This window comes from Streptomyces sp. NPDC050263 (genome assembly GCF_040655955.1).
Lineage (GTDB): Bacteria > Actinomycetota > Actinomycetes > Streptomycetales > Streptomycetaceae > Streptomyces.
Genome location: NZ_JBFAKW010000032.1, coordinates 18,723 through 32,188, shown reverse-complemented (window position 1 = coordinate 32,188; position 13,466 = coordinate 18,723). Strand labels below are relative to the sequence as shown.

10 protein-coding genes and 2 pseudogenes are annotated in these 13,466 nt (G+C 72.5%); 4 read left to right on the top strand and 8 right to left on the bottom strand.

From position 1 onward, the window contains the following. Window positions 1-406: 406 nt before the first annotated feature. Window positions 407-2,023 (bottom strand): amidohydrolase, encoded by a 1,617-nt coding sequence (locus AB0J04_RS17170; protein ID WP_363169262.1) that lies wholly within the window; start codon window positions 2,021-2,023, stop codon window positions 407-409. A 47-nt stretch (window positions 2,024-2,070) separates the two neighbouring features. After that, window positions 2,071-2,511: an Lrp/AsnC family transcriptional regulator gene (locus tag AB0J04_RS17165; RefSeq protein ID WP_310433982.1), complete on the bottom strand. Its 441-nt coding sequence runs from the start codon at window positions 2,509-2,511 to the stop codon at window positions 2,071-2,073. A 290-nt stretch (window positions 2,512-2,801) separates the two neighbouring features. Between AB0J04_RS17165 and AB0J04_RS17160 the strand changes: the two genes are divergently transcribed. Then, entirely contained in the window at window positions 2,802-3,257 is a 456-nt protein-coding gene (locus AB0J04_RS17160; RefSeq protein ID WP_363169261.1) for a hypothetical protein, read from the top strand. Window positions 3,258-3,285: 28 nt separating this feature from the next. On the opposite strand, the pseudogene AB0J04_RS17155 reads toward AB0J04_RS17160, so the two are convergent. The 3 genes and pseudogenes from AB0J04_RS17155 to AB0J04_RS17145 all read right to left on the bottom strand — a co-directional run bounded on the left by AB0J04_RS17155 (window position 3,286) and on the right by AB0J04_RS17145 (window position 6,367). After that, a pseudogene (locus tag AB0J04_RS17155) lies at window positions 3,286-4,417 on the bottom strand (phosphotransferase family protein). A 94-nt stretch (window positions 4,418-4,511) separates the two neighbouring features. Continuing rightward, window positions 4,512-4,751, bottom strand: a pseudogene (locus tag AB0J04_RS17150) (hypothetical protein); the annotation flags it as partial. Between the two features lie 440 nt (window positions 4,752-5,191). Next, window positions 5,192-6,367 carry an acyl-CoA dehydrogenase family protein gene (locus AB0J04_RS17145; protein WP_363169259.1) on the bottom strand — a complete coding sequence of 392 codons (1,176 nt, stop codon included), beginning with the start codon at window positions 6,365-6,367 and terminating at the stop codon, window positions 5,192-5,194. A gap of 217 nt (window positions 6,368-6,584) precedes the next feature. On the opposite strand from AB0J04_RS17145, the gene AB0J04_RS17140 reads away from it, so the two are divergent. Next, a complete protein-coding gene (locus AB0J04_RS17140; RefSeq protein WP_363169258.1) occupies window positions 6,585-7,850 on the top strand; it encodes a glycoside hydrolase family 18 protein in 1,266 nt (421 codons plus the stop codon). A 67-nt stretch (window positions 7,851-7,917) separates the two neighbouring features. On the opposite strand, the gene AB0J04_RS17135 is transcribed toward AB0J04_RS17140, so the two are convergent. The 3 genes from AB0J04_RS17135 to AB0J04_RS17125 form a co-directional block, all read right to left on the bottom strand. Next, window positions 7,918-8,577, bottom strand: a complete 660-nt coding sequence (locus AB0J04_RS17135; RefSeq protein ID WP_363169257.1) for a TetR/AcrR family transcriptional regulator — start codon at window positions 8,575-8,577, stop codon at window positions 7,918-7,920. Between the two features lie 74 nt (window positions 8,578-8,651). Beyond that, a complete protein-coding gene (locus tag AB0J04_RS17130) occupies window positions 8,652-8,792 on the bottom strand; it encodes an SCO1431 family membrane protein (RefSeq protein WP_363169256.1) in 141 nt (46 codons plus the stop codon). Window positions 8,793-8,838: 46 nt separating this feature from the next. Then, a complete protein-coding gene (locus AB0J04_RS17125) occupies window positions 8,839-10,242 on the bottom strand; it encodes a peptidase C39 family protein (RefSeq protein ID WP_363169255.1) in 1,404 nt (467 codons plus the stop codon). Window positions 10,243-10,439: 197 nt separating this feature from the next. On the opposite strand from AB0J04_RS17125, the gene AB0J04_RS17120 reads away from it, so the two are divergent. Then, window positions 10,440-11,060 carry a hypothetical protein gene (locus AB0J04_RS17120; RefSeq protein ID WP_363169297.1) on the top strand — a complete coding sequence of 207 codons (621 nt, stop codon included), beginning with the start codon at window positions 10,440-10,442 and terminating at the stop codon, window positions 11,058-11,060. 440 nt (window positions 11,061-11,500) lie between these two features. After that, window positions 11,501-13,366 carry an AAA family ATPase gene (locus tag AB0J04_RS17115; RefSeq protein WP_363169254.1) on the top strand — a complete coding sequence of 622 codons (1,866 nt, stop codon included), beginning with the start codon at window positions 11,501-11,503 and terminating at the stop codon, window positions 13,364-13,366. Window positions 13,367-13,466 lie beyond the last annotated feature (100 nt).

The following is a 13,466-nucleotide window of genomic DNA, read 5'->3' as shown; positions in this document are numbered from 1 at the left end:
CCGCTGCGGATGGGGGCCCGGCGCCCTTCGGGCCGGCCCGGGCCCCGCTGGCTGCGGGTCGACCGAATGCCGTTGTCTACTGAGCGCCCGGGCCCCACCCGGGTCACACCTCCCCGACCGGCCGGAACGTTCCCTCGCTGCGGCACGGGCGCTGAGCCTGGCTGCCAGTGGCGGTGCGCCGGTGCGGCACACCGTCCCTGACCCAGCGGCGCCGCGGCGAGCGCGCGGATGTTCCCCGGCGGGGCGTCCGGTGGTGGACTCCGCCGAACCTACCGGCCCTCCGCAGGAGGCTGTCAACAGCTGTTTGACCTGCGGGTCTTCGACCAATGCCCTGGTCAGCGGGGAGGAGACGCAGGTCGCACTGCAGCGGGCGGACGGGTGATCTTCGCCGCGCGGCCCCGGGAGATCACTCGCTCGGCCGCACGAACACCGTACGTCCGCCCACCACCGTGCGCAGGCACACCGGAAGGTCGGCGCCGGGGGTCAGGTCGGGCAGCCCGGGGGTGCCCGAACGGGGGTCGGTGGACCAGCGCGCGACCCGGTCGTCGGGGGCCTGGACGACGAGTTCGTCCGTCCGCCAGACCGCGTAGTCCGCGGGGGCGCCCGGGACCAGGACGCCCGCGTCGTCGCGGCCGATCGCCCGCCAGCCGCCGCGGGTGTGGGCCGTGAACGCGGCGCGTACGGAGACGCGGTGCTCGGTGGTGCGATGGAAGGCGGCGGCGCGGATCGTGCCCCACGGGTCGAGGGGGGTGACCGGGCTGTCGGAGCCGAAGGCGAGCGGGACACCGGCCCGCAGCAGGGCCGCGAAGGGGTTCAGGGTGCGGGCCCGCTCGGCGCCCAGGCGCTGGGCGTACATGCCCTCCGCGCCGCCCCACAGGGCGTCGAAGGCGGGCTGGACCGAGGCGGTGAGGCCGAGTTCGGCGAAGGCGGCGATCGTCTCGGGCGTGAGCATCTCCGCGTGTTCCACCCGGTGGCGGGCGGCGCGGATCCGGGTGAGGCCGACCTTCTCCGCGGCGGCGCGCACGCCCTCGACGACGGCGGTCACGGCGGCGTCGCCGATGGCGTGGAAGCCCGCCTGGAGGCCGGCCTCGGTGCAGGCCGTCACATGCGCGGCGACCTCGGCGGCGCCCAGGTAGGCGGTGCCGGTGTGGCCGGCGTCGGTGTACGGGGCGTGCAGACAGGCGGTGTGGGAACCGAGGGCGCCGTCGACGAACAGGTCTCCGGCGGCGCCCAGCGCGCCGAGCCGCCGGGTCTTGTCGACATCCTGCTCGGCCCAGTAGCCGACGACCCGCGGGCCGGGTTCCTCGGCGGCGAGCCGGAGCAGATCGGTGAAGTCGTCCTCGGAGGAGATCTCCGGGCCGGCGCACTCGTGGACGGAGCCGATGCCGAGCGAGACGGCGTGCGCGAGGGCGGTCCGCTGGGCCTCGGCACGATGGGCGGGCGTCACAGCTGCGAACGCGGCGGCGCGGACGGCGTGGTGGGCGTCGCGGGTGAGCGGCCCGTCCTCGGCCCGGCCGGCCGCCGTGCGGGCCCCGGGCGCCAGGTCGAGCAGAGCGCTGCCGACCACGGCCGAGTGGACGTCGATCCGGCTGAGGTAGAGCGCGCGGCCGCCGGTGGCCGCGTCCAGTTCGGCGCGTCGGGGCGGGCGGCCCTCCGGCCAGCGGGAGGCGTCCCAGCCGTGTCCGAGCAGCACCTTGTCGTACGGACGGGCCGACGCGAAGTCCCGGACGAGGGTGAGAGCGGCCGCCAGGGAGGGGGCGGCGGACAGATCGAGTCCGGTCAGCGCGAGGCCGGTGGAGGTGGTGTGCACATGGGCGTCGGTGAACGCCGGGGTGACGAGCGCGCCATCCAGGTCGACCACGTCGTCGACGTCGTCCGCGAAGGCGTCGGCGGCGCCTTCGGAGCCGACCCAGGCGACCTGGCCGCGCTCGACGACCATCGCGGTCGCGAACGGGTCGGCGGGGCTGTGGACCTCTCCTCGGCGGAGCAGGACGGTGTTCGGCTCGGGGGTGCGCTCGCTCATGGGGAACAGTCTCGCGCCTCGCCGGGGCCGCCCCGGCACGGGGACCCTCAGATCCGCGGCGGCCGGGCCTCGTAGGGGGTGGACAGCACGACCGTCGTGCGCGTCGACACTCCGGCGAGCGCCCGGAGCCGTCCCAGCAGCTCCTCCAGCTCGTGCGGGGTGGCCACGCGGACCTTGAGGATGTAGTTCTCGTCGCCGGCCACGCTGTGGCAGGCCTCGATCTCCGGCACGCCGGCCAGCCGCTCGGCGATGTCGTCGGGGGCACTGGGGTCGAACGGTTTCACCGAGATGAAGGCGGTCAGGGGCAGCCCGACGGCGTCCGAGTCGACGACGGCCGCATACCCGCGGATGACCCCGCGCTGTTCCAGCCGGCGCACGCGCTGGTGCACGGCCGAGGTGGACAGGCCCGTGGCCTTGCCCAGATCGGTGTAACTCATCCGCCCGTCCTTGACGAGCAGCTGCACGATTTGTCGGTCCAGCTCCTCCATGACGCAAGAACTTACCGTGCGCGCGATCTCCACGTATACCTATACAGCCCAGGTCATAGCCGGTTTGTGATGCGCCCGAAGACCGGCCACGAGCGCGCCGTGGGTCACTTGTGGGCCGCCTGACGCACTCGGGCCGCGCCCAGGGCACCTGCAAGTGGCATGTGACGAATGCCACAGCACTCGTCAAGGCTTCGTGATGCCCTCGTGATTACCGCCGAGACGGGGTGGGAAGTGCTTGCTGTGGTCGAGGCCGCAGTGCCGTCACGGCCCAGCCCTAGGGGGAGAATCCCATGCAGAGTCTTAAGCGCCCTGGTCGCACCGCGCCCAAGCGGCTCCAGTCGGTCGTCGAGCCCGAGCCGGAGGGCGTCGAACCCTTCGACTCCGACGGTTTCGACGTCGACGAAGCCGACCACTTCGACGCGTACGACACCTTCGAGATGTACCGGGTGATCTGCCCGGACTGCGCGCAGCCCATCGCGCTGCTGGCGGACGAGGAGGTGCTGCCGGAGCACGCGCTGTGCGCCTCGCCGTGGAACCCGTTCGGGCTCACGGTCTGCGCCGGTACCGGGCGCGGAGCCTCCGAGGCCCGGCCCGCGGACGAGTCCGTGGAACTCCAGGAGCAGGACACCGCACTCCTGCTGACGCTCCCTCAGGGGCTCGACTGGCGCACCCAGCCCTTCTCGCACGTCGGCGGCCCGGCCTCGCGCCCGATGCGCGTGCCGACGATGCGCCGCGCGGCCGCCTGAGCTCGGCTCCCGCGCCCGTCGCACCGGCTCAACCCCAGTAGCTGCCCTGCACCATGGCCCGCAGGCTGTCGTGGTGCAGGATCAGTGTGTCCGGATCGGCCGGGACGGCTGCCTCGCCGAAGTACACCTGCCGACAGGCCACCCGCAGCATCACGATCGCCTGCCGCAGCGCGGCGTACAGCGTGTAGAAGTCCATGTCCCGCGGGGTGTGGCCGGTCAGCCGCGCATAGCGTTCCTCGACGCGTTCCCGGCGCAGGAAGTCGGGCAGTCCGCGCCCGCCGGAGGCGACCGTGAGGTCCTGGAAGAAGCGGTGCAGGCAGAGCGTCCAGCCGAGGTCCACCTCGCGCGGGGCGAGCGCCGCCATCTCCCAGTCGAGGACGGCCACGGGCTCGAAGCCGTCGTGGATCACGTTCCCGATGCGGGCGTCGCCCCAGTTCAGGACGGGTGCGCCCGGGTCGTGGGGCCACAGCTGCGCCAGCCGGTCGAAGGCGTCCTCGATGAGCGGTGAGCGGGCGAGGCCGTCGACGACCCAGGCGATGGGGGTCCCTCCCGCTCGAGCGAAGCCGAGAGTGGGGGAAGGCCCGTTGGGCGGCGACATGCCGGCGCAGCGCGTCGCCTTCGCCGGGGAGAGCAAGGAACTCGGCTCTCTCCAGGGGCACTTGGTCGTGCAGCCGGGCCGGCAGTCCGATCGTCGCGGCCTCCAGGCGCTCCCGTTCCGTGTCGCTGGCCGCGTGCAGCCAGTTGCCCTCGTAGGTGTAGGGCATCACATCGGGCGGGACCCGCCCCTCTACGCGTTCCATGACGAGGAAGGGCGCGCCGAGCGGGCCGGGGTCCTCCTCGAGCCACAGCACACGGGGCACGGGCACGTCCGTGCACTCGGCGACGACTCGCATCGTGCGGTACTGACGGGCCATGCCGTACACGGGGAAGACGGTGTACGCCGCGGGATCCGCCGCGAGCCTCAACGCACAGGCGCGGACGGGCGGTCGAGGGTGTTCGACGTCGAAGAGCAGGGTGTCGCTGGACATGCCGTTGGCGGCGGGGACGGTCACGCCGACCGCCTTGGCGCCCGGCAGCCGGGTGGCGAGCCAGGCGGTCAGACGGCGGGCCAGTTCCTCCGGATCCCGGGTGGTGGTGCGGGGCCGCGGTGCCGTAGGCATGCTCTCAACTCCCCTGCGGAGCTACGGAGTCGAAGCCGGTGAAGCCGCTCGGGTCGTGGCGGCCGAACGAACCGTGTTCGAAGATCCCGTGGCCCTCGGAGGCGCGGACGGCGTACAGGCGATCGCCTAGGCGCAGGGTGGCGTAGGCGTCGATCACGCCGAGGTTGGGGTAGACCCCGAGGCCGACGACGAGCAGGGCCCGGCCCTCGTGGTCGAGGACGTGAAAGATGCAGCGGTCGTAGGCGTTGCGGTCCCCGGTCGCGACGTGCTTCATCGACAGGGGCACCTGGTGGACGGGGTACTCGTCGAGCGGCACGGGGCGGTCGTCGTCCATGAGCGCACCTCCCTGAGGGCAAGGGATTTGACGGTACGTCAGACACTGTCCCGCGACCGGATGAAAGTCGGCCCGGAACCGGGGCACTCCCCGAACTCACGCCCGACCACGCCGTCCGGTGACCTGCCCCGTGGGCGCGCGTTGCCCTGGTATGACCCCCACCTATTCGGCTGCGCCCGGGCGTCACCGCCAGCTCTTCGTCCCGCCGCGCCCGGAACCAGGCCGCGCGGAATCCGGCCGCACGGAATCCGGCCGCACGGAATCCCGCCGCGCCGAGCCCGTCCGCGCAGAATCGGTTCCGCTGGTTCCGCCGGCCCCTCAGGACCCGCCCATCTACCGCGCGCTGCTGCGCCTGTGGGCCGAGCGGGGTCGCACCCTGCCGGGACGCCACGACCCGGAGTGGGTGCGGCTGGCGGCCCCGCAGGTGCGGCCGGGGCAGTTCAGCGGCTCTCCGGACCCAGCAGGTGACGGGCGATGACCATCCGCTGGATCTGGTTCGTCCCCTCGACGATCTGCAGGACCTTGGCCTCGCGCAGGTAGCGCTCGACGGGGAAGTCGGCGGTGTAGCCGTACCCGCCCAGCACCTGGACGGCGTCGACGGTGATCTGCATGGCGGCGTCCGTGCAGTGGAGTTTGGCCATGGCCGCCTGCCGGGCGAACGGCCGCCCGGCGTCCCGCAGCCGCGCCGCGGCCAGATACAGCGCCCGGCCCGCCTCGATCCGGGTCGCCATGTCGGCGAGCAGGAAGCGCAGCCCCTGGAAGTCGGCGATCGGCCGCCCGAACTGCCGCCGCTGCCCCGCGTAGGCGACGGCCTCGTCGAGGGCGGCCTGGGCGAGGCCGACCGCGCAGGCGGCGATGCCGAGCCGCCCCGAGTCCAGCGCGGCCAGGGCTATCGCGAAGCCTTGACCCTCGTCGCCGAGGCGCCGGGCGTCCGGGACGCGCACGCCGTCGAAGTGGACCTGGGCGGTGGGCGATCCCTTCAGCCCCATCTTCCGCTCGGGGGCCGCGGCGCTCAGGCCCGCGGCGTCGGCGGGCACGAGGAACGCCGTGATCCCCCGCGGGCCCGCGCCGCCGGTGCGGGCCATGACGGTGTAGAAGTCGGCGATCCCGCCGTGGGTGATCCAGGCCTTGGCGCCGGTGATCACCCAGTCTCCCCCGCCCTCCCGCACGGCCCGGGTCCGCAGCGAGGCCGCGTCCGATCCGGAGGACGGCTCGGACAGGCAGTACGCGCCGAGCAGTCCGCCGCCGAGCACGGCGGGCAGGTGCGCGGCCCGCTGCTCCCGCGTGCCGTGGGCGGCGAGCGCGTAGGCGGCCAGGGTGTGCACGCCGACGCCGAGTCCGACGGTGAGCCGGGCCGCGGCGAGCTCTTCGAGGACCTGGAGATAGACCTCGTAGGGCTGGTCGCCGCCGCCGTACGCGGAGTCGTAGGGGAGGCCGAGCAGCCCCGATTCGGACAGGAGGGTGAACAGCTCGCGCGGGAAGCGGCCGGCGTCCTCCTCCTCCGCGGCGGCCGGCGCGATCTCGCGGCGGGCGATGTCGCGAACCAGCGTCATGAGGTGCCTGGCCTCGGCCGTGGGCAGGACGCGGTCCACCGGCGTCGGCGGGCGGTCGGGCATGACGGCTTCCTCCTCCCTGGACTCGCTGCTTCGCGCTGTGAGTATGCGCGCGGGGAGCCGTCGCCGCACGACTGATTGGTCCAAACCATTGACCTGACTGGTCTAGTCCACCTACCGTTTCGGTCCAACGCTTCCCCGCGTTCATGCCAATCGGCATGCGATCCCCTCTCTGTCGCCACCCCCCGTCCCCCTGCCTGTCCCTGCGAGGAGACACCCGATGCACACCCCGCTCCACCCCCGCGCCCGGTTCCGGACGCTCCTGACAGCCGCCTGTTGCGCCGCTCTCGGCGCCGCCCTGCTCGCCGGCGCGGGCACCGGCACCGCCACCGCCGAAGAGCCCGGCCCCGCCGCGGGCCAGGCCGTCGGCACGACCGGCGCAGCAGGCTCCAAGGTCGTCGGCTACTTCACCGACTGGGGCATCTACGACCGGCAGTACTACGTCAAGAACATCGAGACGTCCGGCTCCGCGAAGAAGCTCACCCACATCAACTACGCCTTCGGCAACGTGACCGACGGCAAGTGCGCCCTCGGCGACTCCTGGGCGGACACCGACAAGCCGTTCACCGCCGAGGAGTCCGTGGACGGCGTCGCCGACACCGCGGACCAGCCGCTCAGCGGCAACTTCAACCAGCTGCGCAAGCTGAAGAAACTGCACCCGAACCTCAAGGTCATCTGGTCGTTCGGCGGCTGGAGCTGGTCGGGCGGCTTCGGCGAGGCGGCCAAGGACCCGGCGGCCTTCGCCAAGTCCTGCCACGACCTCGTCGAGAACTCCCGGTGGGCGGACGTCTTCGACGGCATAGACATCGACTGGGAGTACCCGAACGCCTGCGGCCTCACCTGCGACACCAGCGGCCGCGAGGCGTTCCGGGACGTCATGAAGGCGCTGCGCGCCGAGTTCGGCAAGCGGGAGCTGATCACCGCGGCGATCACCGCGGACGCCACCAGCGGCGGCAAGATCGACGCGGCGGACTACGCCGGCGCGGCACGTTACGTCGACTGGTACAACCCGATGACCTACGACTACTTCGGCGCCTGGGCGGCCACCGGCCCGACGGCACCGCACTCGCCGCTGACCTCATACCCCGGCATTCCGCAGCAGGGCTACGACTCCGCCGCCACGATCGCCAAGCTGAAGAGCCTGGGCATCCCGGCGCGCAAGCTGCTCCTCGGCATCGGCTTCTACGGGCGCGGCTGGACCGGCGTCACCCAGGCGAAGCCGGGCGGCACGGCCACCGGGCCGGCGGCGGGCACGTACGAGGCGGGCAACGAGGACTACAAGGTGCTCAAGACCAAGTGCCCGGCGACCGGCACGGTCGGCGGCACCGCGTACGCCAAGTGCGGGAACGACTGGTGGAGTTACGACACCCCGGCGACCATCGCCACGAAGATGAAGTACAAGTCGAAGCAGGGCCTGGGCGGCACGTTCTTCTGGGAACTGAGCGGGGACACCGCGAACGGTGAGCTGATCAAGGCGATCAAGTAGGCCACCGAACAAGGCACTTGGGGCGGAGGACCACGAGCCTTCGCCCCAAGTGCCGTTGTCCGGTGCGTCAGTCCTCGCGCCGGGCCGGCTTCGGGGTGGGGAAGGCGGGGTCGAGTTCCTCGATGGCGCGCATGGAGCCGCCCAGGGTCTTCACCAGCAGGTCGCCCATGACCTCGCGGGAGAGTTCGGGGCGGGCGATCCACTCCAGGGTGGCGCCCTCGACGCTGCACACCCAGGCGAGCAGGCCCATGCGGGGCAGCGGCGGGATGTCGCCGCTGCCGTACGCGCCTTCGGCGATGGTCGCGACGATGGCCGCGCGCACCCCGTCCCGGATGGCGTGCACCTCGGTGTCGAAGCCGACGCCGCCGCTGACGATCGTCCGGTAGGCGGCCTGGTTGTGCTCGGCGTAGCGCAGGTAGCTGTCGATGGTGCGGTGCACCCGGTCCACCTGGGGAAGTTCGTGACCGCTCGCCGCGAAGGTGACCAGATCCGCGACGGAGTCCTGGATGATCGCCAGGTAGTAGCCGCGCTTGGACTGGAAGTAGTAGTAGATCAGCCCCTTGGCGACGTGCGCCTGCCGGGCGATGTCGTCCATCGAGAGCGCGTCGTAGGACGTGTCGGCGAACAACTTCCGCCCGATGGAGATGAGTTCGGCGCGACGCGCCAGTGAGCGCTCGGTGCCGCGTGCCCGGGGACGGGCGACTTCGCGCTGTTCACTGATATTCAATTTCGACCCTGGTCTCGGGCAGTCTGCGGGACATCCGCAGTATGTCAGGTCAACCGTGCGTCAGGTCACGCCCGTCACAGCAGTCCCAGCTGGGTGATCAGCATCGCGACGACCGCGACGAGGACCCAGCCCATGACGTGTTCCAGGAGCTTCGGGCCGGCGGCCCCGGGGCCGCCGGTGCGGGTGCGGGCGGCGGTGGCAGTCTGTGCGGTCATCCGTCCACCTTGCCACCTCGCGAGGCATTTGCGACAGAGACCTTGCTCACACGGGGACGCCCACCGCCGTGAGGGCCTGGCACTGGCGCGCGGTCGGACGGGCCGGGAAGTAGAGGTAGCAGACGCCTCCGGTGCCGGAGACCACATTGCCGCTCGCGTTGTGGCGCTTGCTCCTGAGCCAGACGTTCTCGAACTCCCGCCGCCGGTACACGCGCCGCACCGCCGAGTCGTTCGCCGAGTAGGGATCGTTGGCGATCACATCGCCGGCCGCCGTGAAGCCGATCACGGTCATCAGGTGCCCGGCCGTGCCGTACCCCGCTCCGGTGAGCTCCTCCTTGAGGAAGGACTGGGACGTCATGGCCGGGATCCCGGCGGCGATCAGCGTCTCGAGGTCGGTGAGCGAGCCGAGCCGGGTGACCACGCCCTGGAGGTCGGCGAAGGTGGCCGCGTAGGCGGCGTTGAACGGCCAGTTGCCGCAGCCGCCGTACTGGTGGTCGTAGGTGAAGCGGGCCGCGTGGCACACCTGCGGGTCGGCGTAGGCGGGATCGACCCATGCCAGCTGCTGGGCGCTGAGCCGGCCGCCCCAGTACTCGACGATCATCTGCGAGGAGGTCGGGCTGCACCAGGCCTCGCCGCCGCTGTCGTACTCGGGGTACTGGCCCTGGTGGATCTCCTGCGAGTAGCGCGGGACGCTCAGCTCGTGCGCGAGGCCGGGCACGGAGGCAGGGACGGTGAAGCGGTCCGGGACGTCGGAGCCCATCGCCCCGAGCCGCCACACGGTCGGGGTGAGCTGGGTGCCGGGGCGGCGGTACAGGGTGAGCCGGAGGCGGTACGAGGCGACGCGCAGGCCCGTCGAGGCGTCGTCGATCGCGAGGGTGTCGGTCCACACGGTGCTTCTGCCGTCGCTCTGGCCGTCGACCGAGGTCCGTTTGACGTCCTGGTCGCCGGAGGCCCAGCGGCCCATCACGTACCAGGGCGTGTCCGTGCCGTCGGAGTAGGCGCCCTTCAGCTCCACCTGGAGCCAGGTCCCGGCCGGGGTGCTCGCGTTCCAGGAGGCGATCACCTCCGTCGAGGGGACGGCGAGCGCGTGCGGCGGGGAGGTCCAGGTCGCGTGCTCCCAGGCGGCGGTGGCCTTGGTGTGCGGGTCGGTGTAGTCGACGGTGCCGAGGGGGGTGGCGACGGCGACGCCGGGACGGTCGCCCGCGACGGCACGGGCGCCCCGGGCGGTGCCGGCGCTCCAGTCCGCGTACGTGATCCAGGCGCGGTAGTCGACGGAGCGGGCGGGGGCCGATTCCGTGTCCCCGGTGTCCCCGGTGTCCCCGCGCCGGCCGGAGCCCCTTGTCGCCTCTGCGTCGGCGGCCGTCGCGGACGGGGCCGAGCCCCCGGCCAGCGCGGCGGCGACCACGGTGGCGAGGACGGATCGGCGGGACGGCTGTTCGACTCTGCTCATGGGCGGGGACCCCCAAGGTGTCTGCACGGCTGTGCGCCCACTATGGACTCGCCCGCCGGCGCTTCCGCCCATGCCACGCCCACGAGGGCATCCGCCTGAGCCAGTCGTGTGGACCGGCGGCCGTAGACTTTCGCCGCCGTACCGACGTCTTCCCGCCCGCACCCCGCGCCCCGCGCCCCAGCCCGCCAGGACCCGTCATCGACCAGCTCGCCGCCCGGCTCCGCCGCCTGCCCCCGTCCTGCGGGCCGGTGCGGCTGATCGCCGTCGACGGACACGCCGGCTCGGGGAAGTCGACCTTCACCGGGCGGCTGGCCGGGGCGCTGGGCGGTGCGCCGGTGCTGCGCCTCGACGACATCGCCAGCCACGACGAGCTCTTCGCGTGGACCGACCGCCTGCGCGCCCAGGTGATCGAGCCCTTCGGCCGCGGCGAGAGCGCGCGCTACGCCTCCTACGACTGGCGCGCCCGCCGCTTCGGCCCGGCCGGGGTGCTGCCCGCCGCGCCCGTCGTCCTGGTCGAGGGAGTCGGCGCGGGCCGCCGCGCCCTGCGGCCGTTCCTGGCGTGCCTGCTGTGGATGGACGTGCCGGCCGAGGAGGCATGGGCGCGCGGCCGGTCACGGGACGGCGAGGAGCAGCGGGAATTCTGGGACGGATGGGTTCCGGCCGAAGTCCGCCACTTCGCCGAGGATCCGTCGCGACCGTATGCGGATCTGCTGGTGCGGCAGTTGCAGCAGGGGTACGAGGTGCTGCCGGGGCCCGCGGGAGACATTGGTCCGCACCAGGATGTCACCCACCGTGAGGGACCACCCGCGATGTGGTGAACCTGTGAAGGCTCCCACATCCGAAGTTCGCCAAGTGCCCCAACTCCGCTTGACCGGTGGCCCGTACAGGACTTACGTTCTCAATGTGCGGCATTCGAAGCCGCCCTCAGACGCGAAGCCCCCGGTTGTTCCCCCGTGATCGGGGGCTTCGTTCTGTCCTCAACCCGTTCGCCGGCCGTTTTCCGGACGCGGCACGGCACGTTCCGCTCACCCAGGGTCACCGCCCGGTATGCGCCCCGTCCTGCTCCCACCTCGCCAAACGGCCTGTGCGGCACCCTACGGCGGGCCCTGTCCACGCAGGTACGATGCCCTCGGTGCGACCTGGACAGGGCTTACGCGCACCTGGCAACTCCGGTCCGCGGCACAGCGGTTCGACCAAGGCAGCCGGCGAACGACGGCCCGGCTGTCCACCGACGGGGGCACGGTTCGTGGGGGACGTGATGGACTTCGGAACGCAGGGTCTGGAGGCCCCGGCCGACCTCGCCTGGCTACGCGGCGTGGACGCCTACACCATGGGCGCGTATCCGCAGGCGGAGGAGGAGTTCCGCACCGCGGTGCGGATCGACCCCGGGATGGCCGACGGCTGGCTCGGGCTGCACGCGCTGCGTGTCGACACGACGACCGCGCTGCTGAGGATGTTCCGGCACCGCGAGCGCTTCGGCGAGCAGCGGACCCGGCACCGCCGCACCCTCAACTCCTGGTACTGGCTGGGCTGGTGGGTCCAACCGGTGCTGGAGAGCCCGCGCGATCTGCTCCTCGCGCACGCCTCGCACTGGCTGGACGGCCGCCATGTGCCCGAGCTGGACCGGGCGCTCGCCGGGCTGCCGCCCGTCGACGCCGACCACCAGGTCCGCTTCCTGCACGCCTGCCGCGCCTACCTCGTCAAGGACTGGGAACAACTGGTCCGGCACACCGACCCGCTGCTGGACGACCCGCTGCTCGGCATCGAGGCCGGGCTGTTCGGCGGGATGGCCCGGGTGCGGCTGGAGATGTACGGACAGGCCGAGCCGCTGCTCTCGGCGGCCCTGATGCGCTGCCGCAGCGAGCAGCCGCAGCGCAAGGAGCTGCGGTACTGGCTGGCCCGGGCGCACGAGGGCACCGGCCGTTCGGCGGCCGCGCTGCCGCTGTACCGGGCCGTGCACCGCGTCGACGCCGCCTTCATGGACACCACGGCCCGGCTCGCCGCGATCGCCGAGGGCGACGGCTACGACGACTCGGCCGACCTCGCGGCGATCACGCTCACCGGGGTCGGGCAGGACATGGTGGACGGGCCGGACGGCTTCGACCCGCTGTTCGGCACGGAGGGCCGGGACCTGCGGCTCACCGAGCCCGCCGACCTGCCGCCGGTCGTCCCGCTGCCGTCGGTGACCGACCCGGCGGTGCGCGAGAAGAACCTCGTCGCCTCCCCGCTGCCGGCCGGGCCCACCGACCCCGTGTTACTCGAGGAGGCGCTCGCCGAACTGGAGCGCATGGTGGGCCTGGAGCCGGTGAAACGCCAGGTCAAGGCACTGTCGGCGCAGCTCAACATGGCCCGGCTGCGGACCGGGCAGGGCCTTCCGGTGCAGCCTCCGAAGCGACACTTCGTCTTCTCCGGGCCCTCCGGCACCGGCAAGACCACGGTGGCCCGCATCCTCGGCCGCGTCTTCTACGCACTCGGGCTGCTGGGCGGCGACCATCTCGTGGAGGCCCAGCGGGCCGACCTGGTGGGCGAGTACCTCGGCCAGACGGCCGTGAAGGCCAACGAGCTGATCGACTCCGCGCTGGGCGGTGTGCTCTTCGTCGACGAGGCGTACTCGCTCTCCAACTCCGGCTACGGCAAGGGCGACGCGTACGGCGACGAGGCGTTGCAGGTGCTGCTGAAACGGGCCGAGGACAACCGGGACCACCTGGTGGTGATCCTGGCCGGCTACCCGGAGGGCATGGACCGGCTGCTGGCCGCGAACCCCGGGCTGTCCTCCCGCTTCACGACGCGCGTCGACTTCCCCTCCTACCGGCCCCTCGAACTCACCTCCATCGGCGAGGTGCTGGCCGCGGAGAACGGTGACGTGTGGGACGAGGAGGCCCTGGACGAGCTGCGCTCGATCGCCGGGCACGTGGTCGACCAGGGGTGGATCGACGAACTGGGCAACGGACGGTTTCTGCGCACCCTGTACGAGAAGAGCTGCGCCTACCGTGATCTGCGCCTGTCGACCTACCTGGGCGCACTGACCCGGGACGACTTGTCGACACTGCGACTCCCGGACCTGATGCAGGCGTACGGCGAGGTCCTCTCGGGACGGGGCCCGCGGGATTCCTCCCCGATGTGAGGGCCCGCGGGTTCCGCCGCGCCCCGAGGGGCGCGGGGAACCGCACGACCAGCCACAACGGACCCGCGGACGACGCACAGGGTTTGCCGGACGTCCAGCG

Excerpts from the sequence above, each read along its gene's own strand:
- AB0J04_RS17140 (WP_363169258.1), top strand. The coding sequence starts at position 6,585 with ATGCACACCCCGCTCCACCCCCGCGCCCGGTTCCGGACGCTCCTGACA.
- AB0J04_RS17130 (WP_363169256.1), bottom strand. The coding sequence starts at position 8,792 with ATGACCGCACAGACTGCCACCGCCGCCCGCACCCGCACCGGCGGCCCC.
- AB0J04_RS17125 (WP_363169255.1), bottom strand. The coding sequence starts at position 10,242 with ATGAGCAGAGTCGAACAGCCGTCCCGCCGATCCGTCCTCGCCACCGTG.
- AB0J04_RS17160 (WP_363169261.1), top strand. The coding sequence starts at position 2,802 with ATGCAGAGTCTTAAGCGCCCTGGTCGCACCGCGCCCAAGCGGCTCCAG.
- AB0J04_RS17115 (WP_363169254.1), top strand. The coding sequence starts at position 11,501 with ATGGACTTCGGAACGCAGGGTCTGGAGGCCCCGGCCGACCTCGCCTGG.
- AB0J04_RS17165 (WP_310433982.1), bottom strand. The coding sequence starts at position 2,511 with ATGGAGGAGCTGGACCGACAAATCGTGCAGCTGCTCGTCAAGGACGGG.
- AB0J04_RS17170 (WP_363169262.1), bottom strand. The coding sequence starts at position 2,023 with ATGAGCGAGCGCACCCCCGAGCCGAACACCGTCCTGCTCCGCCGAGGA.
- AB0J04_RS17145 (WP_363169259.1), bottom strand. The coding sequence starts at position 6,367 with ATGCCCGACCGCCCGCCGACGCCGGTGGACCGCGTCCTGCCCACGGCC.